Annotated in this window: 25 protein-coding genes and 1 pseudogene; 7 read left to right on the forward strand and 19 right to left on the reverse strand. The window is 73.2% G+C overall.

Annotated elements, in window-relative coordinates; genetic code table 11:
• The first annotated feature begins 52 nt into the window (after positions 1–52).
• A complete protein-coding gene (locus ACFW6B_RS21005; protein WP_386597978.1) occupies positions 53–1,072 on the forward strand; it encodes an NADPH:quinone reductase in 1,020 nt (339 codons plus the stop codon).
• Positions 1,073–1,660: 588 nt separating this feature from the next.
• On the forward strand, positions 1,661–2,344 hold the full coding sequence (locus ACFW6B_RS21010) for a DUF4389 domain-containing protein (RefSeq protein ID WP_386597980.1): 684 nt from the start codon (positions 1,661–1,663) through the stop codon (positions 2,342–2,344).
• Between the two features lie 11 nt (positions 2,345–2,355).
• On the opposite strand, the gene ACFW6B_RS21015 is transcribed toward ACFW6B_RS21010, so the two are convergent.
• Positions 2,356–2,808, reverse strand: coding sequence for a hypothetical protein (locus ACFW6B_RS21015; protein ID WP_386597981.1), 453 nt, complete (start codon positions 2,806–2,808; stop codon positions 2,356–2,358).
• A gap of 59 nt (positions 2,809–2,867) precedes the next feature.
• Here ACFW6B_RS21015 and ACFW6B_RS21020 point away from each other — a divergent pair, with 59 nt between their 5' ends.
• Both ACFW6B_RS21020 and ACFW6B_RS21025 read left to right on the forward strand, forming a co-directional pair.
• Positions 2,868–3,728 (forward strand): hypothetical protein, encoded by an 861-nt coding sequence (locus ACFW6B_RS21020; protein ID WP_386597982.1) that lies wholly within the window; start codon positions 2,868–2,870, stop codon positions 3,726–3,728.
• A gap of 65 nt (positions 3,729–3,793) precedes the next feature.
• Positions 3,794–4,543 (forward strand): NAD-dependent deacetylase, encoded by a 750-nt coding sequence (locus tag ACFW6B_RS21025; RefSeq protein ID WP_386597983.1) that lies wholly within the window; start codon positions 3,794–3,796, stop codon positions 4,541–4,543.
• 32 nt (positions 4,544–4,575) lie between these two features.
• On the opposite strand, the gene ACFW6B_RS21030 is transcribed toward ACFW6B_RS21025, so the two are convergent.
• From ACFW6B_RS21030 to ACFW6B_RS21080, 11 genes and pseudogenes are all read right to left on the reverse strand, one after another.
• A complete protein-coding gene (locus tag ACFW6B_RS21030) occupies positions 4,576–5,814 on the reverse strand; it encodes a cytochrome P450 (protein WP_386597984.1) in 1,239 nt (412 codons plus the stop codon).
• A 31-nt stretch (positions 5,815–5,845) separates the two neighbouring features.
• Positions 5,846–7,267, reverse strand: coding sequence for an NAD(P)/FAD-dependent oxidoreductase (locus tag ACFW6B_RS21035; protein WP_386597985.1), 1,422 nt, complete (start codon positions 7,265–7,267; stop codon positions 5,846–5,848).
• Complete coding sequence (locus ACFW6B_RS21040; RefSeq protein ID WP_386597986.1) at positions 7,227–7,508, reverse strand: ferredoxin; 282 nt, start codon at positions 7,506–7,508, stop codon at positions 7,227–7,229. The genes ACFW6B_RS21035 and ACFW6B_RS21040 overlap by 41 nt, the downstream gene beginning before the upstream one ends.
• A gap of 110 nt (positions 7,509–7,618) precedes the next feature.
• Entirely contained in the window at positions 7,619–8,248 is a 630-nt protein-coding gene (locus ACFW6B_RS21045) for a hypothetical protein (RefSeq protein WP_386597987.1), read from the reverse strand.
• Between the two features lie 102 nt (positions 8,249–8,350).
• Positions 8,351–9,178, reverse strand: coding sequence for a hypothetical protein (locus ACFW6B_RS21050; protein ID WP_386597989.1), 828 nt, complete (start codon positions 9,176–9,178; stop codon positions 8,351–8,353).
• 8 nt (positions 9,179–9,186) lie between these two features.
• Complete coding sequence (locus tag ACFW6B_RS21055; RefSeq protein ID WP_386597990.1) at positions 9,187–10,449, reverse strand: glycosyltransferase family 4 protein; 1,263 nt, start codon at positions 10,447–10,449, stop codon at positions 9,187–9,189.
• A gap of 104 nt (positions 10,450–10,553) precedes the next feature.
• Entirely contained in the window at positions 10,554–11,039 is a 486-nt protein-coding gene (locus tag ACFW6B_RS21060; RefSeq protein ID WP_386597991.1) for a methylated-DNA--[protein]-cysteine S-methyltransferase, read from the reverse strand.
• 149 nt (positions 11,040–11,188) lie between these two features.
• Positions 11,189–12,682: pseudogene (locus tag ACFW6B_RS21065) on the reverse strand (AlkA N-terminal domain-containing protein); the annotation flags it as partial.
• Between the two features lie 177 nt (positions 12,683–12,859).
• Positions 12,860–13,789, reverse strand: a complete 930-nt coding sequence (locus ACFW6B_RS21070) for a M48 family metalloprotease (RefSeq protein ID WP_386597992.1) — start codon at positions 13,787–13,789, stop codon at positions 12,860–12,862.
• On the reverse strand, positions 13,786–14,181 hold the full coding sequence (locus ACFW6B_RS21075) for a BlaI/MecI/CopY family transcriptional regulator (RefSeq protein WP_386598088.1): 396 nt from the start codon (positions 14,179–14,181) through the stop codon (positions 13,786–13,788). Before ACFW6B_RS21075 ends, ACFW6B_RS21070 begins: the two co-directional genes overlap by 4 nt.
• A 185-nt stretch (positions 14,182–14,366) precedes the next feature.
• Positions 14,367–15,326 carry a YbhN family protein gene (locus ACFW6B_RS21080; protein ID WP_386597993.1) on the reverse strand — a complete coding sequence of 320 codons (960 nt, stop codon included), beginning with the start codon at positions 15,324–15,326 and terminating at the stop codon, positions 14,367–14,369.
• 418 nt (positions 15,327–15,744) lie between these two features.
• Here ACFW6B_RS21080 and ACFW6B_RS21085 point away from each other — a divergent pair, with 418 nt between their 5' ends.
• On the forward strand, positions 15,745–16,128 hold the full coding sequence (locus ACFW6B_RS21085; protein ID WP_386597994.1) for a BlaI/MecI/CopY family transcriptional regulator: 384 nt from the start codon (positions 15,745–15,747) through the stop codon (positions 16,126–16,128).
• Positions 16,129–16,134: 6 nt separating this feature from the next.
• The gene (locus ACFW6B_RS21090; RefSeq protein WP_386597995.1) at positions 16,135–17,064 is read left to right on the forward strand and encodes an endonuclease/exonuclease/phosphatase family protein; all 930 of its coding nucleotides are present in this window, start codon (positions 16,135–16,137) and stop codon (positions 17,062–17,064) included.
• 8 nt (positions 17,065–17,072) lie between these two features.
• Here ACFW6B_RS21090 and ACFW6B_RS21095 read toward each other — a convergent pair whose 3' ends face one another.
• The 5 genes from ACFW6B_RS21095 to ACFW6B_RS21115 form a co-directional block, all read right to left on the reverse strand.
• Entirely contained in the window at positions 17,073–17,579 is a 507-nt protein-coding gene (locus tag ACFW6B_RS21095) for an O-acetyl-ADP-ribose deacetylase (RefSeq protein WP_386597996.1), read from the reverse strand.
• Positions 17,576–18,985 (reverse strand): phytoene desaturase family protein, encoded by a 1,410-nt coding sequence (locus tag ACFW6B_RS21100; protein ID WP_386597997.1) that lies wholly within the window; start codon positions 18,983–18,985, stop codon positions 17,576–17,578. The genes ACFW6B_RS21095 and ACFW6B_RS21100 overlap by 4 nt, the downstream gene beginning before the upstream one ends.
• A gap of 151 nt (positions 18,986–19,136) precedes the next feature.
• Entirely contained in the window at positions 19,137–20,003 is an 867-nt protein-coding gene (locus ACFW6B_RS21105) for an inositol monophosphatase family protein (RefSeq protein ID WP_386597999.1), read from the reverse strand.
• 184 nt (positions 20,004–20,187) lie between these two features.
• Positions 20,188–22,008, reverse strand: a complete 1,821-nt coding sequence (locus ACFW6B_RS21110) for a gamma-glutamyltransferase family protein (RefSeq protein ID WP_386598000.1) — start codon at positions 22,006–22,008, stop codon at positions 20,188–20,190.
• 82 nt (positions 22,009–22,090) lie between these two features.
• Entirely contained in the window at positions 22,091–22,888 is a 798-nt protein-coding gene (locus ACFW6B_RS21115; protein ID WP_386598001.1) for a DUF4232 domain-containing protein, read from the reverse strand.
• Between the two features lie 403 nt (positions 22,889–23,291).
• Here ACFW6B_RS21115 and ACFW6B_RS21120 point away from each other — a divergent pair, with 403 nt between their 5' ends.
• Positions 23,292–23,960, forward strand: a complete 669-nt coding sequence (locus tag ACFW6B_RS21120) for a hypothetical protein (RefSeq protein ID WP_386598002.1) — start codon at positions 23,292–23,294, stop codon at positions 23,958–23,960.
• A 31-nt stretch (positions 23,961–23,991) separates the two neighbouring features.
• On the opposite strand, the gene ACFW6B_RS21125 is transcribed toward ACFW6B_RS21120, so the two are convergent.
• Together ACFW6B_RS21125 and ACFW6B_RS21130 are read right to left on the reverse strand one after the other, a co-directional pair.
• Positions 23,992–25,518: an NCS1 family nucleobase:cation symporter-1 gene (locus ACFW6B_RS21125; RefSeq protein WP_386598004.1), complete on the reverse strand. Its 1,527-nt coding sequence runs from the start codon at positions 25,516–25,518 to the stop codon at positions 23,992–23,994.
• 126 nt (positions 25,519–25,644) lie between these two features.
• A complete protein-coding gene (locus ACFW6B_RS21130) occupies positions 25,645–26,667 on the reverse strand; it encodes a TIGR03842 family LLM class F420-dependent oxidoreductase (RefSeq protein WP_386598005.1) in 1,023 nt (340 codons plus the stop codon).
• Positions 26,668–26,682 lie beyond the last annotated feature (15 nt).

Consider the following 26,682-nt stretch of genomic DNA (forward strand, 5'->3'; position numbering starts at 1 on the left):
CCACGGCGCACAGCCCATATCCGCCAAGGACCCAAGGACCCAAGGACAGATCATGAAAGCCATCATCTACCGCGACAACGGCGGCCCCGAGGTTCTCCAGTTGGTCGACCGTGACCTGCCCGTGCCCGGCCCCGGCGAGGTCCGTGTCCGGGTCGCCGTGTCCGGAGTCAACCCGACCGACTGGCAAGCACGCTCAGGCGTCGCCCATGCCAAGCCGTTCGCCGAGTTCACCCCGCACCTGGACGGTGCCGGCGTGATCGACGCCGTGGGCGAGGGGGTCGAGCAGAGCCGGGCCGGTCAGCGGGTCTGGCTGTACATGGCCGCCGCCGGGCGGCCCACCGGCACCGCCGCCGAGTACACCGTCGTACCCGCCGAGCGGGCCGTGCCGCTGCCCGACGATGCCGGCTTCGACCTCGGTGCCTCACTCGGCGTCCCCGCGCTGACCGCTCATCGCGCGCTCACCGTCGCCGAGGACGGACCCGGCCGTCTCCGTCCCGGGGCGCTCGACGACCAGGTCGTGCTCGCCGCGGGCGGGGCCGGGGCGGTCGGGCACGCCGTGATCCAGCTCGCCCGCTGGGCCGGCGCCACCGTGATCAGCACGGTCAGCGGCCCGGAGAAGGCCCGGCTGGCCACAGCCGCCGGCGCCCATCACGTGATCAACTACCGCGAAGGCGACCCGGCCGCCGAGATCCGCAAGATCGCCCCGGACGGCGTCGACATCATCGCCGAGGTGGCGCTCGGCGCGAACCTCGCACTGGACCTGGCCGTGCTGCGGACGCGCGGCACGATCGCGACCTACGCCAACGACGGCGGCAAGCCGGTCGAACTGAACGTGCTGCAGAACATGGTGCTCAACGCACGCCTTCAGTTCCTGGTGCTCTACACGGCCGGTCCGGAGGCGCGCACCGCGGCCGTCGAGGACGTCGCCGCCGCGGTCCGCGACGGCGCCCTGCCGGTCGGCGAAGAACACGGCCTGCCACTCCTGCGCCTCCCGCTCGACCGCACCGCCGACGCACACCGGGCGGTGGAAAGCGGAGCGGTCGGCAAGGTCCTGGTGGACATCACGTGCTGACTCATGGCCGGCCGCCGTGCCGACATCTGCGCGTAGCCGCGATCGGCACGCCGCAGCTCCCCCAGCCGCAGGCTCGCCGCGAAGATCCGACCCCGGACCGGCGTCGGCGGGTTCCGACCGAAACCCCGCCGTCGCCTCCCGGACAGCCTGCCTGGCTCACGTCCCCGACATGCCGGAAGAACCCGTGGACATCAGTGAGGCATGTCCGCTGAAGACCATGTGTCCAACGTGCCTGGTGGCATCTGACGACCCTGGACAAAGCGGGCAGCGCCAGGACCTCGCGATGGTTCGCCGTCCCGCGAGGCATCAGGATCGGCGTGCCGTCGGTGGAGGGGCTCCGGCAGCGATGGCTCGCGCTCGGGGTCCCCCGTCGGAGATCGACCGCGTGACGGAGTACCAGGAGCTCCGGGGCGGCTCGGTCCTGCCTCCTGCTCCGCATCACGACGGTGGACCCATCCGAGTCGCGGCCCTCCACCTCGCGTGCGAGCCTGAATTCATGATCAGGCGATGGCCTCGCCGCCTGCCCGTCCGGGCGGGGGCGGCTACGGGTGGCCGTCGGGCGGGGACGCTCGAAAGGAGTTCGGCCACATGGTTCCTGTCACCGCGTCACCCGTGCGTATCGAGGCGTTCGTCGATCCCCGGCTGTCCAGATGGATGTGGCTGGTGAAGTGGTTCCTCGCCATCCCGCACTACATCGTGCTGTTCTTCCTGTGGATCGCGTTCGTCTTCGTGACCTTCGTCGCGTTCTTCGCCATCCTGTTCACCGGCCGCTACCCCCGGTCCCTCTTCGACTTCAACGTCGGGGTACTGCGCTGGAACTGGCGTGTCGGCTATTACGCCCACACCGCGCTCGGCACCGACCAGTACCCGCCGTTCACCCTCGCCGACGCGCCCGCCTACCCGGCGCGTCTCGACGTCGCCTATCCCGAGCGCCTCTCCCGCGGTCTGGTCCTGGTGAAGTGGTGGCTGCTGGCGATCCCGCAGTACGTCGTCGTCGGGATCTTCGTCGGTGGCTGGGGCTGGGGCGAAGAGGACAGCTGGCGTGGCGTCGGCCTGATCCCCTTCCTCTCCCTGGTCGCCGTGATCATCCTGGCGTTCACGGCCCGGTACCCGGTCCACCTTTTCCACCTGCTGCTCGGCCTGGCCCGCTGGGCCGCACGGGTCGCCGCCTACGCCGCGTTGATGACCGACCAGTACCCGCCGTTCCGTCTCGACCTGGGCGGGCAGGACTCCCCTCTCACGAAGATCCCGGCGACCGGTCCCGCCCGGTAGGACGAGCGAGGTCAGGGGACGAGGACGAGGCCCGTCACGGCCGTCGCGCACGCCGTGGCGCCCAGGGCCATCATCCACACGGCCTGACGGACGTACCTCTCACGGTCCCGGCGCTCCTTGCGCACCGCGGCCATCGTGCCCATGTGGACGCTCCTCGACACGCGCGGCAGCCGCACCAGCGGGTACGTCTCGCCCACGACGTGCAGGGGGTTGGGGCCGACACCCGTGATGTGCCGGGCCTGCGAGCCGCCCGCCGTCGGGTATTCGTAGTGGGCGCGCAGGGTGTCGGTGCGGACCAGCGGCTCCAGGGCGACCAGGACCGCGGGGACCTCGGCGCCCGTCTCCTCCAGTTCCCTCGCCTTCCTGAGCGCGCTCCTCTCACCGCTGAAGCTCATCAGGCCGAAGAAGAGCAGGCCTCCGCCCGCCAGGACGAACGTGCCGAGTACCAGGATGACCATGTCCACAGCGGGACCGTACGTCAGCGGCATATCCTTCGGAACCCCCGCCGCTTACGATCACGCGCATGTCGATCACCTCGTCCATACCCGTCCTCCTGGGCAACCGGAGCGCCGAACTCCGCGCCGACAACGGCGGACTGCTCCTGCGCCGCCCCCACGACGAGGTCCGCATCCCCCTCGCCGCCCTCGCGCACGTGCACGCGGACGGGCGGGTGGTGACCGCGGAGCTGACGGCCCCGGCCGGGACCGAGCCGGTCCTGTACCGGATCGAGGGCGTGAGCCGCGCCTCGGGCACGGTCTTCGCGGAGGCGGTGAACGGTTCACTGCCCGAACGCCCCGCCGACGAGGACCCGGTGGACGGCTCGACGCTCGTGACCGTCACACCCCGGGGCGACACGGGCGCGGGCCGGGAGGGGGACGACGAGGAGGACGCGGAGCCGTTGCAGCCGGCCGAAATCGTCATCCGCTGCACGATGGCCGCGGTCGGCCTCGGACTCGTCGCCCTCGCCGTGGGCATCGTGGTCGCGGGGGACCACGTGAGCCGCGCGCTCGCGGTGCTGCTGCTCGGCGGCACCGGTCTGGCGATCGGCCGGCTGACGGTCCGCGCGGTGGCCGTCCTGTGGAACGAGTGGTACCTGCCCCGCCACGGCATCACGGTCGAGGCACAGCCCGTCCTCGTCCACGGCGTGGTCGCCCACGGCTACACCGCCACCGACGGCAGGCTCCGCCCCGTCCCCGGCCACGTACGCGGCGTACGTGGCGAGACGTACAACGTCGCCTACCACCCCAGGCACCACTCCCGCGTGGCCGCCTGCCAGGGCCTGGGTGCCGTCCTCAAGTGGCTGCCTGTACCGGTCGTCCTGACCGCCGTCACCGTCCTCGTCGGCTGGGGCACCGTCGCCCTCGCCCTCCCCGCCTTCCGCTGAGGCGCCCGGGGACGACCACCGGATATCCGTTCGCCTCGGGCAGGCAGGCGTCCTACTCTCCCCCCATGAACAGGCCACTCGTCGCCATCCTCAGCGGAGCGGGCATCTCCACCGACTCCGGGATCCCCGACTATCGCGGTCCCAACGGTCTGTGGCGGACGGATCCCGAGGCCGAGAAGCTCGTGACGTACGAGTACTACATGGCTGATCCGGAGATCAGGCGCCGGGCGTGGCTGATGCGGCGGGATGCCGGTGCGCTGGGGGCCGAGCCCAACGCCGCGCACCGGGCCGTGGCCGAGCTGGAGCGGTCCGGGGTGCCGGTGCGGGTCCTCACCCAGAACGTCGACGGACTCCACCAGCTCGCCGGCATGCCCGCCCGCAAGGTCCTCGAACTCCACGGCACCGCAAGGGCGGTGGTGTGCACCCGGTGCCATGCGAGGACGCCCATGGACGACGCCCTCGCCCGCGTCGACGCCGGTGAGGACGACCCCGCCTGCCTGAAGTGCGACGGCATCCTCAAACCGGCCACCGTCATGTTCGGCGAACGCCTCGACCCCGTCGTCCTCGGCCAGGCCGCCGCCATCGCCAAGGCCTGCCAGGTCTTCATCGCCGTCGGCAGCACCCTCCAGGTCCAGCCCGCCGCCGGCCTCGCAGGGGTAGCCGCCGACCACGGCGCCCGCCTCCTCGTCGTCAACGCCGAACCCACCCCGTACGACGAACTCGCCGACGAAGTCATCCGCGAACCCATCGGCACCGCCCTGCCCGAACTGCTGCACCGGATCGGCGCGGACGACGGGACAAGTGCCGTGGGCTGAACCGCCGTTCGCGCGGCCGGTGCGGAAACGTCCTAGGGCCGGATGCCGTCGCACGCGATGGGCAGGTGGCGCGGGCCGCGCAGCACGGCGTTCTGCCGGTAGGGGGGCACGTCCTCCAGCAGGCGGGGGTTCTCCAGCCGCCGGGCCAGTTCCGCCAGGGCGAACTGGGTCTCCAGCCGGGCCAGCGGCGCGCCGAAGCAACTGTGGATGCCGCTGCCGAGGCCGAGGTGCTGGATGTCCTTGCGGTCCGGGTCGAAGCGGTCCGGGTCCTCGAAACGCCGGGGGTCGCGGTTGCCCGACGCCAGGACCAGCCAGATGGGGGCGCCCTTGGGGATGGTGACCCCGCGGACCTCGATGTCGGCGAGGGCGGTGCGCTGCGGCACCAGTTGTACGGGCGGCTCGAAGCGCAGCAGTTCCTCGACGACGGGCACGGCCAGCCGCGGATCGGCGCGCAGCCGCTGGAGCACGCCGGGATTGCGCAGCAGGGTCAGCATGCCGTTGGTGATCAGGTTGACCGTGGTCTCGTGGCCCGCGATCAGCAGCAGCGCGGCGGTGCTGAGGAGTTCCATCGTGGTCATGGGGCCGTCCTCCCCCTCGGCGGTGGCCAGTTGGGAGAGCATGTCCTCCCCGGGGTTCTTGCGGCGCTCCTCGATCAGGGCGGCCAGGTACATGCCCAGCTGCATCCGGGCGTCCTGGGGTCCCTCGCCCCGCTTCGCGGGATCGGCGTCCGGGTCGGGGTCCAGGCTCGCGGCGAGCGTGTCCGCCCAGACGTGGAAGCGGGGCTCGTCCTCGCGCGGCACCCCGAGCAGCCGGCAGATCACCGTCACGGGGAAGGGGTACGAGAACTGCTCCACCAGGTCGATCCGGTCCGTGTCGCCGATGCCGTCGATGAGGCCGGTGACGATGTCACGGAGTTCTCCGCGCATCCCGTCGACCCGGTGCGGGGAGTGCGGCGGGCCGAAGGGGCGGTTCGTCATGCGCCGCAGCCGGTCGTGCTCCGGCGGGTCGAGCTTCAGGAAGCCCGGCGGGAGGGTGCTCTCCTCCGCGGGCGCCTCCGAGGTCAGCGGATCGGCCGCGTTCGAGGCCAGGTTGCGGGCGTCGGAGCTGATCCGGGGGTCGTGCAGCAGGCTCCGGATCTCGTAGTACGTGCTGACCACGTACGGCCCGTCGCCCTCGTGGTGGACCGGGGTCTTCCGCAGTTCCTTGTAGATCGGGTACGGGTCGGCCCGGTTGGCGTAGTCCAGGATCTGGTGCAGCAGGGATTGCGTCATGGCGAGTCCTAGGGTCCTCGTGGCCGCGCGGTCAGTGCGCCGGGGTGAACGTCATCCGGCGGTCGGCCGGCGAGTATCCGCTGAGGGTCACGGTGGGGCCGTGGGTGGGGACCGAGGGGTCGGGGAAGTCGGCGTCGAGCGGCCGCCGTCCCTCCGGGCGCCGGTCGACCGTGGCGAACGACGGCGGGAACGGCGCGGTGGTCTCGATCAGCTCCTGGTAGAACGGCAGCCAGCGGCCGTGGTCGAAGGCGACGGCGCCGATGACGCGCCCCTGGTACCCGTAGACGCCGAGGAACCGGTGATCCGCGAGCGAGCCCTGGGAGATGAGGATCTCCGTCCCCATCGAGGGGATCCCGACGGACTTGATGTTGATGCCGAACTGCGAGGACCAGAAGGCCGGCACCTCCATGTGGGGCAGCCGGTCGCTGCTCTCGCTGAGCATGTTGTGCGCCGCGATCCGGGCCTGGGAGACGGCGTTGCCCCAGTGCTCCAGGGAGAGGAACTGGTAGCCGAACAGGGCGTGCGGGCTGCGGGCCACGTCCCCGGCCGCGTAGATGTCGTCGGTGACGATCCCGCGGATGTCGAAGGCGCGGCAGCCGGCGTCGCAGGCGATGCCGCGGGGACCGGCGCCGAGTCCCGACCCGGCGAGCCATTCCGTGTTGCGGAGGGCGCCGAGCGAGACGATCACCACGTCGGCCTCCACGGTGGAGCCGTCGGACAGGTGGGCGGCGCGCACCCTTCCCGAGGCGTCGCCCTCCAGGCGGGTCACCATGACCCCGCACCGCAGGTCCACGCCGTGCTCGCGCTGCATCTCGGTGGCGACCGCGCCGACCACCCCGCCGAGCGCGCCGACCAGGGGCGAGGCGCCGCGTTCGGTGACGGTGACGGCGAGACCGCGTTCGCGGCAGGCGGAGGCGATCTCCGAGCCGGTGAATCCGCCCCCGATGACCAGGACCCGTTCGGGACCCGCGTCGAGGCGGCGCGCGAGCGCGGCGCTGTCGTCCCGGCTCCGCAGCACGAAGACGCCGTCGAGGGCCGCCTCCTCCTCGTGCGGCCACGGCCGGGCCCGTGTGCCGGTGGCGATCAGCAGCCTGTCGTACGGCACCTCGTCGCCGTCGGCCAGGCGCACCCGCCCGGCGGCCATGTCCAGGCCGGCGGCCGGGGTGCCGAGCCGCCAGGTCGCGTCGACGGCCCGGAGCCTGGGCAGGGCGGTACGGTCGGCGCTCGCCGTGCCCAGCAGCACCTGCTTGGACAGCGGGGGGCGGTCGTACGGTTCGCAGGGCTCGTCGCCGATCATGGTCAGTGATCCGGTGAAGCCCTTGTCCCGCAGGGTTTCGGCGGCCCGCAGGCCGGCCAGCGAGGCGCCGACCACGACGATGCGGCCGTCGCGCTTGAGCCGTTCCAGAGATCCGTCACCGGGCACCGGACACCTCCTCCGGCGTGTCCCCGGCATCGGGGTCCGTGGCACCGGCTCCCCGGTCGTCGGGCTCCACGTCGGGCTCCACGGAGTCGACGATGACGGCCTGGACCGGGCAGGCCGCGGCGGCCTGGGCGAGCTTCTCGCGCTGTGCCTCGTCGGCCTCCGGGTCGTACAGCAGCGCCTCCCGGCCGTGCATGGCGAAGATCTCGGGGGCGAGGAACGCGCACTGCGCGTACCCCTGACAGCGGTTCAGATCGACGGCAATCCTTACCACGGGATCGGTCCTCTCCAACGGCCCGTTCAACCCTCCCTGCGACCACTGTCGGCGGCCGGACGGGGCGCCGCCACGAGGAGAAGACCGTTCGGGTGATCGGTACGGCCGGGTCAGGCGGGGCCGGCGGGCCGTGCCGTGGCGGGAGGCCCGCCCCACAGGATGTTCAGGGAGAGGAGCAGGGCCCAGGCCGGGAAGACCAGCTCGGACCAGGGCACACCGGATCCGGCCACGAGCAGCGTCAGACCCGCCAGATAGCCGATGACGACGAGCGGGCGGGGGAGGACGCCGAGCCGGCGGCCGATGGTCGAGGTCGCGATGACGAACACCGCCGCCATCCGCATGGCGTACGTGGTCAGCAGGGCGTAGGCGAAGTCACGGCCGAAGGGGGAGCCCTGCTGACTGTCGTGGAGCACGCTCCCGGCCGCCGCGGCGGCGGCGAACAGCGTGGCGACGAAGACCACGCCGCTGCCCAGGAACACGGTGGCGACGAACCGGTCCTCGGCCCGGCCGGCCTGCTCGCGGAGGGCGCCCATGAACCACAGGAACGCGATCCCGGCGAACGGCAGCAGCTCCAGCGCCGCCCGGACGGCGCTGCGCTGTCCGGCGTCGAGGGTCACGTCGCCCCCGTCGGGCAGAGCGACGCGCACCAGCACGATCGCCGCGGCCATCAGGACCGCGAACGCCACCCCGGCCACCCCGGCGGCCCGGGGTGTCGCGAGACGTCTGTGCTTCCGCTCCATGGTCTCCGCCTTCCGCCTGCTCCTCCTTCGTACAGACACCAGCGATCACGGGACCACGCCACCGGGGTCACCCGGGAGGAACGGAACACTGCGCCGTCCAGGTCATGACCTCCTCGTCACCTCGACGGAGAGGTCGTTGTCGACGGTGTAGTAGGGGCGCAGGACGGCACCGTCGACGTCGGCCGTCGGGTAGACGGCTATCTCCTTGCGGTCCGCCAGGTCGTCGAGGAGACGGCCGACGCGCACCGGGGGCGCCTCGGCCGCGGGACGGACGAAGACGTCCCAGACGCCCGCCTTCGACGGTGTCCCGGCGGCCAGCTCTCCGTAGTCGACGGTGAAGGAGAAGCTCCCTTCGTCGTTCCCTCCGTCGCTCCCTCCGTCGTCCTCGGCACGCGGCTCCACGGTGCGGGCGGTGGTGCCGGCACCCCGCAGACGCAGGGTCACGACGGCCCCCTCCTGGAGCGTGGCACCGTGCAGGCGTGCCCTGACCGTCATCGAACGGCCGGTGACGTCGACGCCCTCGGCCTCCGCGTGGGCGGTGCGCAGCCAGGCGCGCACCGCGAGGTGGCCGCCCTTGGTGACGTAGGGGATCCGGACCGCGAGCGGGGAGGTCCGGCGTCGGCGGTGTCCGTCGACGAGTGCCCGCAGATCGCGCGGACCGGGGCGCGGACGCTGCCGTTCGGCTCCCGGTTCCCGGAGCAGGTACACGTCCCAGCGACCCTCCGCGAGAACGGGCCGCGCGTCGAGGACTGCGCACCGGCGTTCGCCGTCGGCCTCGAAGTCGAGGATGTGGACGGTCTTCTCGGGCTGCCCCTTCTTCGGGCGCAGGCGCAGCAGCAGCTGCTGTCCTTCGGGCGACCCGGCCGGCAGGTCGAAGGTGATCCGGCCGTCCGCGTCGATCGCGCAGCCGATGTGTGGTTGCGTCTCCATGTCCCCGCTCACCCTCGCCTCCACAGTGACCGCAGTGCACTGTCGGCCGCGCCGAGCGCGGCGTCGCGCACCGCGAAGCCCCGGCCGACCAGGGCGCGGTGCGCGCCGGAGCGCTCCCGCAGCACCGGGCGGCCCTCCCTTCTCGCCGAGACGGCCTCGGTGAACAGGCGTTCCGCCTGGGTGACGACGGGGCCCGGAGCGAATCGCCGCGCGTTCTTCCTGGCCGCGCGGCCCGCGCGCAGGCGCCGCTCGTCGTCACGGACCAGTTCCAGCAGCGCTTCGCCCAGCGCGTCGCGGTCCCCGACCGGCACGAGTCGGCCGTCGACGCCGTCCTCGATGATTTCGCCCGGTCCGTGGGGGCAGTCGGTGCTCACCACCGGCAGACCGCAGCTCATCGCCTCGATGATGGTCATGCCGAACGCCTCGTAGTCGGACGCCGCCACCGCGATCGAGCCCTTGACCCACTCCGCTTCCATGGGGGCGGCCATGCCCATCAGAAGGACGTTCTCGTACAGGCCGAGGTCCACGACGAGCCGCCGCAGCCTCTCGTGTTCCTGGCCCTTGCCGTAGATGCGCAGCCGCCAGTCGGGGCGTTCGGCGGCGACCCTGGCGAAGGCCTCGATGAGCAGGTCGTACCGTTTGACGGGGACCAGACGGCCGGCCGCGACGATCACTTTGGCGGAGCCGTCGGCGGGCGGCAGCACGGGTTCCGGCACGCTGTTCGGAAGCGCCTCCACCCGGACCCCGGGCATCGGCATCTTGCGCCGGTAGGCGGTGGCGTCGGCCTCGGTCACCGTGGTGAGCGTGTCGAGCCGGCGATAGGCCCGGCGCAGGGCGGAACGCAGCCGGGCCGAATGGCCGTCCAGGGTGAGGTGCTCCTGGCCGACGCGCGCGACGTGCCGTGGGGTCTGGAGCGCCAGGTGCACGTTGAGCCCCGGCCTGGTCCCGACCACCACGTCGGCGTCGGTCTCCGCGAGGCACGCGCCGATCCGCTCGTCGGTCAGCTCGCTGTACTGCCGGTACCGGGACTCGGCGCGGGGGAACACCCTCGCCGGTCTCAGGTGCGACGGATGTTCCTTCTCGTGCCGCAGGTCCACCAGCGACCGTAACGAGACTTTGGGATCCAGGGACAGGGTAGGCCGCTCTCGGTGCCGCAGCACCGAGACGATCTCCACCTCGTTCCTCGCGGCGAGCGCACGGGCCAGATTGAAGGTGGTGCTGATCGTGCCCCCGATGCCGTAGGCGTTGTGGAGCAGAAACGAGATCTTCATAGCTGTTCAGACAATGTCAACTCCCTATGGGTTGCCGTCCTTTACCAACCCGTTTCGATCACCGGCCGCCGGACACCGTCGGACCGGACCTCTCCGCCGGGCCGTCAGAAGAGTGCCGAACCGCTCTCGAAGTCCAGGAGTTGCCTCTTGCGGTCCAGGCCGCCGCCGTAGCCGGTGAGGCTTCCGCTCGCGCCGATCACGCGGTGGCAGGGCACGATGATCCCGATCGGGTTCCTGCCGTTGGCGAGGCCGACCGCGCGGAAGGCGCCCGTGTTGCCCAGGGCCTCGGCGAGTTCGCCGTACGACCGGGTCTCGCCGTAGGGGATCCGCCGCAGCTGGTCCCACACGCCGCGCTGGAACGGCGTTCCGTCCATGCGCAGTTCGACGGTGAACTCCTTCAACTCCCCCGCGAAGTAGGCGTCCAGCTGCTCCGTCACCTCGTCGAAAAGGGTGTCGTCGCGCTCGCCGAAGCTCTCCTCGGGCGGGCGGTGCCGCTGACCGACCATGTGGAGGCCGCACAGGACTCCGTCGTCGTCGGCGACGAGCGTGAGGGGGTCGTAGGGGCTGTCGATGACCGTGTGCCGTTTCACTGGGCGTCCTTGGTGCGTGAGGTACGTGCGGTGCGCGCGGTGCGTGTCGCGCTCGGGGGGTGTGGAGTACGTGGAGTACGCGTGCGGGGTGCCGTCGTACGGGAGGCGGGCTCCGTGGCCTCCGGGCGGTGCGGGGTGTCCGACCCGGCCGGCAGGAAGTTGATCGGGTGGCTGTCCGTGGCCCACAGGTACTGGACCGCGTAGGCCCTCCAGGGGCGCCAGGCCGCGGCACGGGCCGTCAGGGCGGCGGGCGTGGAGGGGAGCCCGAGCTCCCGCGCGGCGCGCCGGATCCCGAGGTCGGTGGGGAGGAAGGCGTCCGGGTCCCCGAGGCCGCGCATCGCGATCACGTCGGCGGTCCAGGGGCCGAAGCCGGGGAGCGCGAGAAGCCTGGCCCTCGCCTGCTCCCAGTCGCTCTCCACCCCCAGGTGGAGTGTTCCGTCGGCGAGCTGTCCCACCAGCGTGGTGAAGGTGGTGCGCCGGGTGCGGGGCATCGCGAGCGACTCGGGGTCGAGCGCGGCGAGTGCCTCCGGCTGGGGGAAGAGGTGGGTGAGGCCGCCCTCGGGGTCGTCGACCGGATCTCCGTACGCGGTGACCAGGCGGGCGGCGTGGGTGCGCGCGGCGGCCGTGGAGACCTGCTGCCCCAGCACCGCCCGTACGGCGAACTCGGCCTCGTCGACCGTACGCGGCACCCGTCGGCCGGGGGCCTTGTCGACCAGCGGAGCCAGCAGCGGATCCGTACGGAGCTGGTCGTCGACGGCCACCGGATCGGCGTCCAGGTCCAGCATGCGGCGGCAGCGGCTGATCGCGACGGACAGGTCGCGCAGGTCGCTGAGGGTCAGCCGGCACGCGATGTGGTCCGGCATCGGGGTCAGACCGGCGACGCCGTGCCCGTACGGCAGCCGCAGGGTCCGCCGGTACGCGCCGTCGCGCCACTCCTCCACCCCGGGTACGGCGGTCGCCGCGAGGTGTCCGAAGAGGTTGTCGGGGTTGAGCGGGGCGCGGAAGGGGAGCCGGAGGTTCAGCACGCCCGGCGTGCCGGGGGCGCCGGCCGCGGTCCCGGCCCGTCTCCCGGGCACACGGGCGCGCAGTTCGCTCGGGGACAGCGCGAAGACCTCACGGACCGTGTCGTTGAAGGTGCGGATGGAGGAGAAGCCCGCGGCGAAGGCGATCTCGGCCATCGGGAGCGGTGTCGTCTCGATGAGCAGCCGGGCCGTCTGGGCGCGCTGGGCGCGGGCGAGCGCCAGGGGTCCCGCGCCCAGTTCGGCCAGGAGCTGCCGCTCGATCTGGCGGGTGCTGTAGCCGAGCCGGGCGGCCAGGCCCGGTACCCCGTCGCGGTCGACGACTCCGTCGCCGATGAGCCGCATCGCGCGGGCCACCAGGTCGGCGCGCCGGTTCCACTCGGGTGAGCCGGGGCTGGTGTCCGGGCGGCAGCGCTTGCAGGCCCGGAATCCGGCCTGCTGGCAGGCCGCGGCGCTCGGGTAGAAGGTCATGTTGCGGGGCTTCGGCGGCACGCCCGGGCAACTCGGCCTGCAGTAGATCCCGGTCGTCGTCACCGCGGTGAAGAACCATCCGTCGAACCGTGCGTCCTTGGACTGGACGGCACGCACGCAGCGCTCCGTGTCCGTGTGCATCCCGTTCTGCATCCCTCAAGCATCGGGCACCCCGAAGGGCGGGGCTGGCGAGAATCCGACATCAACATCGCCCGCCCGGGGCCCGGTCCGGCACCACCGTACGCGCGTACCGGACGCCACCGGCGGGCCCGCCCCGCCGTCCCGCCGTCCCGCCCGGGAGAAGCCTCCCGCAGCGCCTCCGCCGTGCCGTCAGCGGGCCTCCTCGCCCTGCGCGACCTCCACCTCGTGGTGGAAGACGACGACCCCCGCGCCCGACGCACCGGCCGAGACGGCGGCACAGGCTGCGAGGAGGAGGGCGATCCCGGCGGCGGCACGGGGGCGGCGGCGGGGGGTGCGGAGCAGCGCGGCGACCCGCTGGGGGACGGGACCCGTCGTGGCCGCGGGGGCGAAGCCGGGGCGCTCGAAGCGGGCCCCGCCGGTGGCCAGGGCGGCGCGGGCGATGGCCCGCGCGATCAGCTTCCGGTCCCCCACGGCGGCCGCCGCGGCCTCGTCCGCCGCGCGTTCGGCGGCGAGCGCGACGGCCGCGCGGACCGTGCGCAGACCCGGGTGGCAGTGGGCCGCGAGCTCGGCCACGACGAGGAAGCGGTGGTGGCCGCCTGCGTTGTGGGCCCGCTCGTGGGCGAAGAGCGCCTCGCGCTCGTCGGCGCGGAGGCTGCGCAGCATCGCGGTGGTGACGACGATGCGGTGCGGCCGGCCAGGGAGCGCGTACGCGTCGGGGTGCGGCGACTCGACGACGCAGAGGTCGCCCGCGGTGGGGCTGCGGTCGGCCCGGCTGCGCGCGGCGCGAAAGGCACGGAACTGGCGCAGGGCGGAGCGGACGACGGTCCAGGCGCCTACCGTGAGCACCCCCGTCGCGGCGGCGGCCGCGGGCAGGACGACCAGGTCCGAGGCCGTGCGCAGAGGATGGACGAGGTCGCCGAGGCCGGCGAACAGGGGCACCTTGAGCAGGCCCGTCAGCACGAGCGCGCCCAGCGAGGCCACGGAGGCTCCGGCCAGCACGACGAGCGCGAGGGTCACCGCCCACAGGGCGGCCACCGGGGTGAGCCGGTCCGGGCAGCGACGGGCCAGGGGTCCCAGCGCGAAGGGGACGAGCAGGGGGACCACCAGGAGAAGGGTCATCCTTCGCCCGGTTCCGGGCGCGTGCCGAGATCCGGCTCCAGCAGGTCCCGCAGGAGCCGCTCGTCGTCGGGGCTGAGCTGGGCGACGAAGCGGGCCAGCGCGATCTCCCTGTCGTCGTCGCGGTCGAGCTCGGTGTGCATGCGGCGCGCGGTGAGGCCGTGCGGGTCCTGGACGGGGAAGTACGCGTAGCCCCGGCCCAGCCGCTCGCGGCCGACGATGCCCTTCTCGTACAGCCGGGACAGGATCGTCGTCACCGTCGTACGGGCCAGACCGGAGTCCAGCTCGGTCTGCACGCGTCCCGGCGTGAGCGGTACGCCCGCGGCCCAGAGGGCCGCCATCACGCTGGCCTCCAGCTCGCCCGCCGGTCGGCGTTCGTCCTTGCCGCTGCCCATGGGAACGGTCCTCACCCCACCATCGTCCACGTCCCGGTAGACCGTCTACAGAATCGTAGTCATCGGGGCGCGGGTTTCCGAACGCGCCCGCCCCTTCCAGTATGAGAGGGTCCGCGGCACCGGCCGCACCGTCGTCGCCGTCCGTGCGCGCCCCGGCCTCCGTACGCCCCGGACCCGCCGCCCGTTCACAGCACCCGGCGCCGGATCAGCACGCCCAGTACCACCAGCCCGGGAAGCAGGGGGAGCCAGACGGTGAGCAGCCGGTAGCCGAGCACCGTGGACGCCGCCGCGTCGCCCGGCGCCCCCGCGAGCGTGAGGGCCACCGCGAGGACGGCGTCCAGGGAGCCGAGGCCGCCCGGGGTGGGCAGCAGGACGGCGGCGCTGCTCGCGGCGAGGTAGACGAGGGCCACCCTGGCCGGGGACAGCGACAGGCCCACGGCCTGGGCGACGGCGACGACCACGGTGGTGTGCAGCGCGGCGAAGACGAGCGAGCCGCCCCACAGCGCCGCGGCCCGCGCGGGGAGTTCGTGCACGGCGCGGACGTCCAGGAGCACGCGGCGCAGCGCCCGCCGCAGCGGTCCGGCGAAGAGGACCGCGGCGACGGCGGCCACGGCGCCGGCCGCCCAGGCGGCCACGGTCCAGGCGCTCGCCGTCGGCCCGGGGAGGCGGAGCGCGCCGGGACAGGCCAGGGCGAGTCCGCCGATCAGACAGCCGCGGACGGCGGTTCCGGCGCAGGCCTTGACCGCGAGCGCGGTCGCGGAACGGGTCAGGGACAGTCCGCACCGGGTCAGGAAGCGCAGGTTGACGGCGCCCGCGCCGAGGCCGGCGGGGAGCACGTGGTTGGCGGCGGCTGCCGCGAACTGCACCGCCACCAGCCGTCCGGCGGGCAGCGTCTCCGGCACCGCGCCCTGCTGCGCGAGGGCGGAGCACCCCCAGGTCGCCAGGGTGGCGGCGGCCCCCACCAGCAGCCAGCCCCGGTCGGCGTGGGCGAGCCGGGCGGCTCCGGCCGCGATCACCGGCCAGTGCCGGTTCGCGAGGAACCCGGCGCACACCAGCACGAGCACCGACAGTCCGGCGCGCCGGCCCGCCCGTCCGCCCCACGAGGACGGCCGCCGTCCGACGGCCGCTCCCCCGCCGTCGGCCACCGAGGAGGAGGACGGTCCACCCTGCCCGTCCGGCCCTGACGACGACCCGCCCTGCCCGTCCGGCCCGTCCTGCCCGGACTCCGGCCCGGGCGGTAACACGTCCGGGCCGCCGGACCTCCGGAACCCCCGGATCGTCACGGTCGGCGATCCGGACGCCGCGTGCCGACGAACGGGACGTTCGGGGTCTTGGCCATCGTCCACCCTTCACCCCTACACGCTGTAGGGTTCCTTCACCCTACAAGACGTAGGGCGAGGCCGGGAGCCGGGGAATCATGGACAAACTACCGTTCACCGGAAGAAGGTGCCGAACGCGACAGGCATTCGGGGAGACCGGGGCGGCACACGGCCCCACGACCCCGGGCGCACACCCGGGACCGGCACCGCTCCGGGCTTGACTACGCGCTGTAAGGTGACGGGCATGGCTGGCACAGGTCCCCGAGGAGGGGCGGAACGGCGCGGCGCCGGCGAGCTGGAGGGCGAAGTCCTCGCCGCCCTGTGGGCCACCGACGACACCCTGACGCCCGCCGAGATCCAGGCCGGGATCGGCGGCGGACTCGCCTACAACACCGTGCACACCATCCTCAAACGCCTGCACGACAAGGGCCTCGTGCTCCGGGACGTCGACGGCCGGCGCGGCGCGTACCGCCCCGCCAAGAACGCGGCCCAGCTCACCGCCGAGGCCATGCGCGAGGCGCTCGACCGCGGGCCGGACCCGATCGCGGCCCTCCGGCAGTTCGTCACCGGACTCAGCCGCCGGGAGGAGGAGGCCCTGCGCGACCTCCTCGGCGGGACCGGATCGTGAGGGCCGATGTCCGCTGATCCCGGCGCCGCGCGCTCCGGACGGGTGCGGTTCGCGACGTTCAACGTGCTGCACGGACGGACACTGGTGGACGGCAGGCCCGTTCCCGTCCCGGCCGCGGGCGACGAGCTGCCGCTCGTGCGGGCGGTCGCGTCGCTGGACGCCGATGTGGTGGCGCTGCAGGAGGTGGACCGGCTCCAGGAACGCTCGGGCGGGGTGGACCAGGCGTCCGCCGCGGCCGCGGGGGCCGGTGCGCCGCACTGGCGTTACGCGTCCGCGTTCCACGGCACGGCGAAGGCGGGCGGCGGCTGGGTGCCGGAACCCTCCGAGCCCGGCCTGCGGGTGTACGGGCCGCGCGAGGCAGAGGCGGGCGACGGGGTTCCCTCGCACGGCGTCGCCCTGCTGTCCAGGCTGCCCGTACGGCACTGGAGGGCTCGGCGGCTGGCCCCGGCGCCGGTTCCCGTGCCGCTGCGGACGCCCGGACGCCGTGGGCTCACCCTGTCCAGGGACCAGCCCCGGGCCGCGCTGGCCGCCGTACTGGAGGGAAGCCGCGGTCCGTTCACCGTGGTGGCGCTGCACCTGTCGTTCGTGCCCGGCTGGAACGTGCGTCAGCTGCTCGCCGTCCGCGCCTGGATCGCCGACCTGCCCGGGCCCCGGGTGCTCCTCGGCGACTTCAACCTGCCCGGCGCGCTTCCCCGGACGGTCCTCGGCCCGGCCGGACCGGTCGACGGCGGCCGGAGCCGGCCCGGTGGCGCCCCGCCGCTGCCGCGCGGCTGGCGGGATCTGGCCCGCACCCCCACCTATCCCGCGCACCGGCCCCTCGTCCAGCTCGACCACGTCCTGGCCGCCGGGATCGAGCCGGGCGCGGCCACGGGCGCGCACGCGCCGAGCACCCCCGTCTCGGACCACCGGCCACTGGTGGTCGAACTGCCCCTGTGAGGCCGGGCCTACAGCCGCCCGGCGAAAGCGTCGTACGCCCGTTCGTCGAAGAGCACGAAGCGGACCTCCTCGACGTCGGTCGCGGTGGCCCGGACGGTCTCCACCGCGATGCGCGCCGCGTCGTCCATCGGCCAGCCGTAGATGCCCGCCGAGACGGCGGGGAAGGCGACCGTACGGGCTCCGAGCCCGTCGGCGACCTTCAGCGACTCCCGGTAGCAGGAAGCCAGCAGCTCCGACCGGTCCTCCTCACGGGAATAGCGGGGACCCACGGTGTGGATCACCCAGCGGGCGTCGAGGTCGCCCGCGGTCGTGGCGACCGCCCGGCCGGTCGGCAGACCCTTGCCGTAGTGGCCGGCGCGCAGCTTCCGGCACTCGGCGAGGATCGCGGGGCCGCCGCGGCGGTGGATGGCCCCGTCGACGCCCCCGCCGCCGAGCAGCGAGGAGTTCGCCGCGTTGACGACGGCGTCGGCGCTCTGCCGGGTGATGTCGCCCCGCACCAGCGTGATCGTGGTCATGACTCTCTCAGCCTCCTCCACACGGCCTTCGCCGCGTTGTGCCCCGACATCCCGTGTACCCCGGGGCCGGGCGGAGTGGCCGAGGAGCACAGGAAGACGGCGGGGTGCGGGGTGCCGTACGGGGACAGGGACAGCTTGGGGCGGAGCATGAGCTGGAGTCCGGAGGCGGCCCCGCAGGCGATGTCGCCGCCCACGTAGTTGGCGTTGCGGGCCGCGAGGAGGGGCGGTCCGGCGGTCGCGCGGGCCAGCACCCGGTCGCGGAAGCCCGGCGCGAACCGCTCCAGCTGGCGCTCGATCGCGTCGGTGAGGTCTCCGGTCCAGCCGTTCGGGACGTGGCCGTAGGCCCAGAAGACCTGCTTGCCCTCGGGGGCACGGGTGGGGTCCACCACGCTCGGCTGCACCGTGATCAGGAACGGCGCGTCGGGTGCCCGGCCCTCGCGCGAGGCCGCCCGCAGCGCGGCGCCGATCTCCGCCCGGCTCGCCCCGACCTGGACCGTCCCGGCGGCGCGGGCCTGCTCGGCGGTCCAGGGCACGGGCCCGTCCAGCGCGTAGTCGATCTTGAAGACGCCCGCGCCGTAGCGGTAGCCCTCGTAGTGGCGGCCGAAACCTGCGATGCGGGCCAGGGCCGTGGGCGAGGTGTCGAAGACGTACGCCCGCGCGGGGGGCAGGTCGTCCAGGCGCTTGACCTCGTAGCCGGTGTGGACGGTGCCGCCGAGGTCCTCGAGGTACGCGGTGAGCGCGTCCGCGATGGACTGGGAGCCGCCGCGTGCGACGGGCCATCCCCGGGCGTGCGCGGCCAGCGCGAAGACCAGGCCGACGGCGCCCGTGGCGATTCCCTCCAGCGGTGCGATGACGTGCGCCACCAGACCGGCGAACAGGGCTCTGGCCCGCTCGTCGCGGAAGCGGCGCATCAGCCAGGTCGACGGCGGCAGCCCGGCCAGACCGAAACGGGCGAGGGTGAGGGGGTCCCGGGGCAGCGCGGTCAGCGGCAGCGACATGAAGTCGTGCGCCAGGGTGTCCCACTTGCTCAGGAACGGCGCGACGAGCCTGCGGTACGCGCCCGCGTCCCGCGGTCCGAACGAGGCCGCCGTCTCGGCCACGGACCGCGAGAGCACCGCCGCCGAGCCGTCCGGGAAGGGGTGCGCCATGGGGAGACCGGCGTGCAGCCACTCCAGTCCGTACCGCTCCAGGGGCATCGCCCGGAAGGCGGGCGAGTTGATGCCGAGCGGATGCGCCGCCGCGCACGGATCGTGCCGGAAACCGGGCAGGGTCAGCTCTTCGGTGCGCGATCCCCCGCCCACCGTGTCGCGGGCCTCGAACACGGCCACGGAGAAGCCCCGGCGGGCCAGTTCCACGGCAGCCGTCAGTCCGTTCGGCCCCGCACCCACCACGACCGCATCGAGCATCGACGGCACCTTCGGACTCCTTCGTCAGCCGACGGCCACTGGACATCAGGATATGCCGGAGGACCGACGGCCTTGACGGCGCGGGGCGTTGGGCCGGGACGCCCCGCGCCGGTCACCGGGCGGGAACCGGGCCCGCGCGGAACCGAAGAGCTCAGGCGCCGGCCGCGGCCTGCTCCGACCCCGCCGCCAGCAGGGCGGTCACCCTGCGGGCCGTGGCCTCGTCCCGGGCCGCCGTGAACGGCAGCGCGTTGCCCCCGGTGACGCGGAACGGCTCGCCGCCGAGCGTCCGGTGGGCGCCGCCCGCCTCCTCGACCAGGAGGAGTCCCGCGGCGTGGTCCCAGGCCGCTTCCCAGCTGAACGCGACCGCGTCCGACTCGCCGCGGGCGATGGCCAGATACTCCAGGCCGGCCGAACCGCACGGGCGCGGGGCGACGCCCTCGACGCGCAGCCCGAGGAGCGCGCGCTTCTGCTCGTCCGTGGTGTAGTCCGGGTGGGAGGTCGCGACGGCGAGGTCACGGCCGGGCTCGGGGGAACCGGAGCGCAGCGGCACGCCGTCGAGCACCGCTCCCCGGCCCCGGATCGCGGTGGCGAACTCGCCGCGCGCGGGGGCGTACGTCCACGAGGCCAGCACCACGCCGTCCAGCACGAGCGCGACCAGGGTGCAGAACCCGGGGTCGCCGTGCACGAACTGCCGGGTGCCGTCGACGGGGTCGACGATCCAGACGGGCGCCGTGCCCTGGATCGCCCCGTAGGTCGCCGGGTCGGCGTGCACCGCCTCCTCGCCGACGACGACCGAGCCGGGCAGCAGCGCGGTGAGGGCCTCGGTGAGGTGCTTCTCGGCCAGGCGGTCGGCGTCCGTCACCAGGTCGTGCGGACCGGACTTCTGGTCTATCTCGTCGGCGGAGAGCTGCCGGAACCGGGGCATGATCTCGGCGGCGGCGGCCTGACGGACGGCGTGTTCCACGTCGGACGCGCGGTGTGCGAGAAACTCGTCGATGGTTTCGATGTCTTCGATCATGGCTCCATGACAACACGCGCCACTGACAATCCTCACTCCTCCGGGATACACGGGGTGGAATCGCCATGAACTCCCGGGGCCGCGCGATCACCGGAACCGGCCCGGAACCCTCGTCGCGGGAACCGGGATCCTCGTCGCGGGAGAGGGACGTCCGGCGCGGGCGCGCCTCCTGGCGGGGCGGGCCTCAGCGGCCGACCGCGTACCCCTGCATCCCGCGCGGATCGGCCGCGGCCGACAGGATGCCGGTCCGGGGATCGCGGGCCACCGCGCACAGCCGCCCCTCGGACCAGGCGTCGGCGACCGTGACGTCATGGCCCCGGCGGCGCAGTTCCTCCACGACGCCCTCGTCCGTGCGGGACTCGACGGTGAGGCTGCCCGGACGCATGCCGCGCGGATAGAACGAGCCCGGGAAGCTGTCGTTGTGCCAGTTCGGGGCGTCGATCGCGCCCTGGAGATCGAGTCCGCCGCGCACCTCGGGACGCAGTGCCACGGACAGGAAGAAGTGTGTCTGCCACTGGTCCTGCTGGTCGCCGCCGGGGGTGCCGAACGCCATGACGGGCACGCCGTCGCGCAGCGCGACGGAGGGCGTCAGGGTGGTGCGCGGACGGCGGCCCGGGGTCAGGGAGTTGGGCAGCCCCTCCTCCAGCCAGGCCATCTGGAGCCGGGTGCCGAGCGGGAACCCCAGTTCGGGGACCACCGGGTTGGACTGGAGCCAGCCTCCGCTGGGAGTGGCGGCGACCATGTTGCCCCAGCGGTCGACGACGTCCAGGTGGCAGGTGTCGCCCCGGGTGCCTCCGGCCGGTGCCACCTCGGGTTCCGCGGCCGCGCGGGCCGTGGTGGGCTCCCCCGCGCCCGGCACCGCGAGTGCGTCGAAGCCGGGCTCCCCCGAGGCGACCACGCGCGCGTGCCCGCTCAGCCGCGGCTCCCGGCCGCCCGGGCTGCCGGGGCGCAGTTCGTACGACGCCTTCTCCCCGACGAGTGCCCGCCGGGCGGCGTTGTAGGGCTCCGACAGCAGGTCGTTGAGGGGCACCTCGGCCGCGTCGCCGTACCAGGCCTCCCGGTCGGCCATGGCGAGCTTGCAGCCCTCGACGAGCAGGTGGACGTACTCGGCGGAGCCTTGGGGCGGCAGTTCGGGCGGGAGCAGCGCCAGTTGCTGGAGGAGGACCGGGCCCTGGCTCCAGGGGCCGGCCTTGCACAGGGTCCAGCCGCGCCAGTCGTACGTCGCCGGGGCCTCGTAGGTCGCGGACCAGCCGGCCAGGTCGGCGGCCGTCAGGGTGCCGGCACGGCGCTCGCCGCTGGTGTCCATGGTGGGCCGCCCGGCCTGCCCGACCAGGGCCTCGGCGATGAATCCGGAGCGCCACACCTCACGGGCCGCGTCGATCTCGGCCACCCGGTCCCCCGCGCCGGAGACCTCGTCGAGCAGCCGTCGCCAGGTCGCGGCGAGGGCCGGGTTGCGCAGCAGTTCACCGGGGCGCGGTAACCGGCCGCCGGGCAGGTACACCTCGGCCGAGGAGGTCCACTCCGTCTCGAAGAGCGCCCGTACCGATTCCACCGTCTCGCCGACGCGTTCCACGGGCGCGTGCCCGTCCTCGGCGTATCCGACGGCGTACTTCAGGACGTCGGCGAGCGGTTTGGTGCCGTGGTCGCGCAGCAGCAGCATCCAGGCGTCGAACGCGCCCGGCACGGCGGCGGCGAGCGGGCCCGTACCGGGTACGAGTTCCAGACCGAGGCTCCTGTAGTGGGCGATCGTCGCTCCGGCGGGCGCGACGCCCTGTCCGCACAGCACCCGCACGGGGCCGTCCGCGGGGGCCAGGACGATCGGGACCTCGCCCGCGGGTCCGTTGAGGTGGGGTTCCACGACGTGCAGGACGAATCCGGCCGCGACGGCCGCGTCGTAGGCGTTGCCGCCGTCCTCCAGGACGGCCATCGCGGACTGCGAGGCGAGCCAGTGCGTGGAGGACACCATGCCGAAGGTGCCCTGAAGGGTGGGTCGGGTCGTGAACATGCCTGCCACCTCACGGTAGGGAGCGATCGGACCCGACCCCGACCACGGCATCCCCCGGGCCGGCGGCGGGGCGGGCGGAAGATCAGGACACGGGCACCCAGGCGGTGGTCCCCAGGACGTTCTCGGGGCCGATGTCGAGGGGTTCCGGCAGCCGGAGGGTGACGGTCCGCTGCCCCCGCTGGGGTGCGATGCGCAGGTACACGCCCTCCTGGGCCGCCATGCGCCAGTACAGGCACGCCCGCGCGCTCTCGCCCGGCTGGAGCGTGAAGGGCTCGGGGCCCGGGTCGGCGGGGGCCATGAACACCTCGTCCGTTCCCTCCACGGCGCGTACGCCCGTGATCGGGGCGCCGTCCCGGTCGAGCACCCGGAGCACGGACGGGTGGCCGTTCACCTCGTACGGGCGCTCGCCGCAGACGGTGAGGGTCAGGGTCGTACCGCGCAGGCCCATGGCCGCGTCGCCGGGTCCGACGTCGAGGCGCAGCCCCGACGACGGGCAGCCGCGGCCCTGGAGGGCCGGGGCGGTCCTCGACGGCTCGGCACCCGGCCGCTCGGGCACCTCGATGACGAGAGGGCCTCCCCCGTACGTGCCGGACGGGTCCGGGAGGTGGGCGGCGTCGGTCCCGATGACGCTCGGGCCGGGGTCCGGGACGGAGGTCCGCCCGGGGTCGAGCTCACGGTCGATCTCGGCGGACAGGCCGCACCCGGTGGCGGCCGCCGCGAGCAGGCACACGAGCAGGACCGGGCGCGCCCACCTCCCCCGGGGAACGGCGGTGCGGGAAGGAGCGCCGCGCGCGGGTGAGGAGACGGTGGGAACCTCGGACCGGGCCGGGACCCCGGCGGGGGCCGGCGCGCCGGCGGGGTGCCGGTTCGTCGCGATCATGGGCCGATCATGGCACGAAAGCCCCGCAGAGGGCATCGTTCCGACCCCTCCCGCGCTCCCCGCAGGTCTCCGACTACCGGGAAAGCGGGGCCAGTTGGGAACGGCCGCGACCGGACGGCCGGGCCGGCGCACGATCGGGGCACGACCGGGGCACGGCGCCCGACACCCCCGGATCCCGGTACGGACCGAACACGATGTGATGCGATGCGGAGAAAACGACGACCATCGGATCGAACAAAACAGACATCTCGCGGCGGCATCGGTCATTCGGCGCCAAGGTGAGTCACCGCCATCACACGGGCATGAAGGCGGTCCGCCCTTCCGCCCCACCGCGTCCCATGTGACACTGGCGTCCCGTCCGCAGTGTGGACTCCTCCGCACCATCCCCCACGAGAAGTGCGCTTTGGGTTCTCTTCCCCTGCCACTCGCGCTCGCCGCGCGCCTGCTGCCGGTCGCTCTGCTCGCCTCCGCCGGCTGGGCCCTGGCGGCCGGCCCGTCCGAGGCGACCCCCAACGCCAAGGAAAGATCACCGCAAACACAGACACCGGACTCGTCGTCGGCCCCTTCGGCGTCGGCCGCCGTCAAGACGTTCGCCGCGTCGCCCGCCCCCTGCGGCAGCGTCCAGGTGGCGACGATCAAGTCCCTGGTCCCCGGCGCCAAGACGGCCGGCCAGGAGATCGCCTCGACCGACAAGGCGGTGCGCCGCACCTGCTCATGGAACGCCCTGAAGGGCTTCGACTACCGCTGGCTCGACGTCTCGTACGAGATCAAGGAGTCGGACGCCGCGGCGGAGAAGGCCTACAAGGAGCGCGTCGCCGACAAGAGCGGCGGCGGGGCGGTGCCGGGCGTCGGCGACTCCGCCTACTCGGTGGTCAACCTCAGCACCGAGGACAAGCAGGACACCCGTGAGGGCGTGGTGATCGTCCGGGCGTCCAACGCCCTGGTGGTCGTCACCTACAACGGCAGCGACTTCGAGTCCAAGAAGGCGCCCGGCACCGACGAGATCAACAAGGGCGCCATCAAGGCGGCCAAGGAGGCGACGGCCACGCTGAAGGGCGGTCAGAAGAGCTGACCGCCCTCCGCCCACCGCGGCCGGTCCCCGCTCAGCGCACGGTCGCGTCCTTTCCGCGTGCCGCCATCAGGACCAGGTACAGCGCCATCGACGTGCCGAGGCCGACCGCCCATCCGTAGTCGGCGAGCGGCTCCAGCGCCGGGACGGGCCGTCCGTCGACCAGGGGGTGGAAGTCCGCGCCGCCGACGGCCAGGACGCCGCCGGTGACGAAGGCGGCCACGGCCCGCCAGTTCCAGCCGCCGTCGTACCAGTACCGGCCGCCCGTGCGGTACAGGTCGGCGAGGTCGAGCCTGGTGCGGCGCAGGATCCAGTAGTCGGCGATGAGGATGCCGGCGACCGTCCCCAGCAGACCGCCGACCAGCCCGAGCCAGGTGAAGATGTAGCCCTGCGGGTCGGCGTACAGCTTCCACGGGAAGATCAGCACGCCCAGGACGCAGGTGGCGAGCGCGCCGGCCCGGAAGTTGATCTTCCGCGGTGCGATGTTGGAGAAGTCGAAGGCCGGGGAGACCAGGTTCGCCGCGATGTTCACGGACAGGGTCGCGACCAGCACGGTGACCAGCGCGAAGAGGATCCCGACGACGTTGTCCGCCTTGGCGGCGAGCTGGACCGGGTCCCAGATCGCCTTGCCGTACACGGCCTGCGAACCCGAGGTGACCATGACCGACAGGAACGCGAAGAGCGTCATGGTGGTGGGCAGTCCGAGGGCCTGTCCGACCGTCTGCGCCTTCTGGCTCTTTCCGTACCGGGTGAAGTCCGGGATGTTCAGCGACAGGGTGGACCAGAAGCCGATCATGCCCATCAGCGAGGGCCAGAACAGCTTCCAGAAGTCACCGCCCCAGCCGAGCTTCGACGGCTGGTCGAGCAGCGGTCCGAAGCCGCCCGCCTTGTCGCCCATCCACCACAGCATCACGCCGGCGCCGACGAGCACGAACGGGGCGGCCCAGTTCTCGAACCGGCGGATCGTCTCCATCCCGCGGTAGATGATGGCGACCTGGAGCGCCCAGAAGAGCGCGAACGACAGCCACATGGTCCAGGCGTGGCCGCCGACCTCGGAGGCGTTCCGCCAGCCGTCGCCGAAGAGCTTGCCCGCGAGGAAGTAGATCGCCTCGCCGCCGATCCAGGTCTGGATGCCGAACCAGCCGCACGCCACCAACGCCCGTACGACGGCGGGGAGGTTGGCCCCGCGGATCCCGAAGGAGGCACGGGCGAAAACGGGGAAGGGGATGCCGTACTTCGGCCCCGCGTGCCCGGTGAGCAGCATCGGGACCAGCACGATCAGGTTGGCGAGCGCGATGGTGAGGACGGCCTGCTTCCAGTCCATGCCGACGGCTATCAGACCAGAAGCCAGCGTCCAGGAAGCGGTGTTGTGGGCCATGCCGACCCACAGGGCCGAGAAGTTGTACGTGGTCCAGGTGCGTCTTTCGACCGGAACCGGGAGCAGGTCGTCGTTGGCGTAGGGACCGGTGGGCGCGGGGGCGTCGGGCGCGATCTCCACCCGGCCGTCGGGGAGCGTGACCTGTCCGGCGGGCGGGCCGCCCGGGGAGGTTATTTCTGTCATGAGCAGGCCAATCAATGAGGAGTGACGGGAAAGGCCGTGCGGGGGACGACTCGGGGGGTGCGCGCAGTGCGCCCTGATCCCCTTCCCGGGACGGCGGGAAGGGGAGACTGAGGGGTTGGCCTTCGGTTACTGCCCGTTGACGGCGGGAATGACCCGCGCTCCGTACGCGTCGATCGTGGCCTCCTGGGCGTCGTGCATGTCGTAGACCGCGAACTGGTCGACGCCCAGGGCGCGCAGGGCGTTCAGCTTCTCGATGTGCCGCTCGGCCGAGCCGATCAGGCAGAACCGGTCGACGATCTCGTCGGGCACGAACGCGGTGTCGGGGTTGTCGGCGCGTCCGTGGTGGGAGTAGTCGTAGCCCTCACGGGCCTTGATGTACTCGGTGAGTTCGTCGGGAACGGCCGCCGAGTGCTCGCCGTACTTGGAGACCAGGTCGGCCACGTGGTTGCCCACCATGCCGCCGAACCAGCGGCACTGCTCGCGCGCGTGGGCGAGCGCCTCGGGCGAGTCGTCCTCGGTGATGTACGCGGGCGCGGCCACGCAGATCTTCACCTCGGACGGGTCGCGCCCCGCCCCGGCCGCCGCGTCCTTGACCGCCTTGACCATGTATTCGGTGAGGTAGAGGTCGGCGAGCTGGAGGATGAAGCCGTCGGCCTCCTCGCCGGTCATCTTCAGGGCCTTGGGACCGTACGCGGCCATCCAGACGGGCAGTTCGGCACCCGGCCGGACCCAGGGAAACTTGACGACCGTGCCGCCGAGGTCGGCCTCGTCACCCCGGGCGAGGGCGCGGATGACCTTCATCGCGCCGCTGATCCGGGCCAGGGTGTTGGGCTTGCGTCCGGCGACGCGCATCGCCGAGTCGCCGCGCCCGATCCCGCACACCGTACGGTTGCCGTACATGTCGTTGAGCGTCGCGAAGGTGGAGGCGGTGACCTCCCAGGTGCGGGTGCCCGGGTTGGTGACCATCGGGCCGACCGTCAACCTCTCGGTGTTGGCGAGGATCTGACTGTAGATCACGAAGGGTTCCTGCCACAGCACGGCCGAGTCGAAGGTCCAGCCGTACGTGAAGCCGTTGGCCTCGGCCCGCTTCATCAGGTCGATGACACGGGAGGCCGGGGGGTCTGTCTGCAGGACGAGTCCGAAGTCCATGGCGCCACTCCTGGT

This window comes from Streptomyces sp. NPDC058751 (assembly GCF_042746485.1).
Taxonomy (GTDB): Bacteria; Actinomycetota; Actinomycetes; order Streptomycetales; family Streptomycetaceae; genus Streptomyces.

Coding starts and splice junctions, on each gene's coding strand:
- ACFW6B_RS21005 (WP_386597978.1), top strand. CDS start 53: ATGAAAGCCATCATCTACCGCGACAACGGCGGCCCCGAGGTTCTCCAG.
- ACFW6B_RS21010 (WP_386597980.1), top strand. CDS start 1,661: ATGGTTCCTGTCACCGCGTCACCCGTGCGTATCGAGGCGTTCGTCGAT.
- ACFW6B_RS21020 (WP_386597982.1), top strand. CDS start 2,868: ATGTCGATCACCTCGTCCATACCCGTCCTCCTGGGCAACCGGAGCGCC.
- ACFW6B_RS21025 (WP_386597983.1), top strand. CDS start 3,794: ATGAACAGGCCACTCGTCGCCATCCTCAGCGGAGCGGGCATCTCCACC.
- ACFW6B_RS21030 (WP_386597984.1), bottom strand. CDS start 5,814: ATGACGCAATCCCTGCTGCACCAGATCCTGGACTACGCCAACCGGGCC.
- ACFW6B_RS21035 (WP_386597985.1), bottom strand. CDS start 7,267: ATGCCGGGGACACGCCGGAGGAGGTGTCCGGTGCCCGGTGACGGATCT.
- ACFW6B_RS21045 (WP_386597987.1), bottom strand. CDS start 8,248: ATGGAGCGGAAGCACAGACGTCTCGCGACACCCCGGGCCGCCGGGGTG.
- ACFW6B_RS21050 (WP_386597989.1), bottom strand. CDS start 9,178: ATGGAGACGCAACCACACATCGGCTGCGCGATCGACGCGGACGGCCGG.
- ACFW6B_RS21055 (WP_386597990.1), bottom strand. CDS start 10,449: ATGAAGATCTCGTTTCTGCTCCACAACGCCTACGGCATCGGGGGCACG.
- ACFW6B_RS21070 (WP_386597992.1), bottom strand. CDS start 13,789: ATGACCCTTCTCCTGGTGGTCCCCCTGCTCGTCCCCTTCGCGCTGGGA.
- ACFW6B_RS21075 (WP_386598088.1), bottom strand. CDS start 14,181: ATGGGCAGCGGCAAGGACGAACGCCGACCGGCGGGCGAGCTGGAGGCC.
- ACFW6B_RS21085 (WP_386597994.1), top strand. CDS start 15,745: ATGGCTGGCACAGGTCCCCGAGGAGGGGCGGAACGGCGCGGCGCCGGC.
- ACFW6B_RS21090 (WP_386597995.1), top strand. CDS start 16,135: ATGTCCGCTGATCCCGGCGCCGCGCGCTCCGGACGGGTGCGGTTCGCG.
- ACFW6B_RS21095 (WP_386597996.1), bottom strand. CDS start 17,579: ATGACCACGATCACGCTGGTGCGGGGCGACATCACCCGGCAGAGCGCC.
- ACFW6B_RS21100 (WP_386597997.1), bottom strand. CDS start 18,985: ATGCTCGATGCGGTCGTGGTGGGTGCGGGGCCGAACGGACTGACGGCT.
- ACFW6B_RS21105 (WP_386597999.1), bottom strand. CDS start 20,003: ATGATCGAAGACATCGAAACCATCGACGAGTTTCTCGCACACCGCGCG.
- ACFW6B_RS21110 (WP_386598000.1), bottom strand. CDS start 22,008: ATGTTCACGACCCGACCCACCCTTCAGGGCACCTTCGGCATGGTGTCC.
- ACFW6B_RS21115 (WP_386598001.1), bottom strand. CDS start 22,888: ATGATCGCGACGAACCGGCACCCCGCCGGCGCGCCGGCCCCCGCCGGG.
- ACFW6B_RS21125 (WP_386598004.1), bottom strand. CDS start 25,518: ATGACAGAAATAACCTCCCCGGGCGGCCCGCCCGCCGGACAGGTCACG.
- ACFW6B_RS21130 (WP_386598005.1), bottom strand. CDS start 26,667: ATGGACTTCGGACTCGTCCTGCAGACAGACCCCCCGGCCTCCCGTGTC.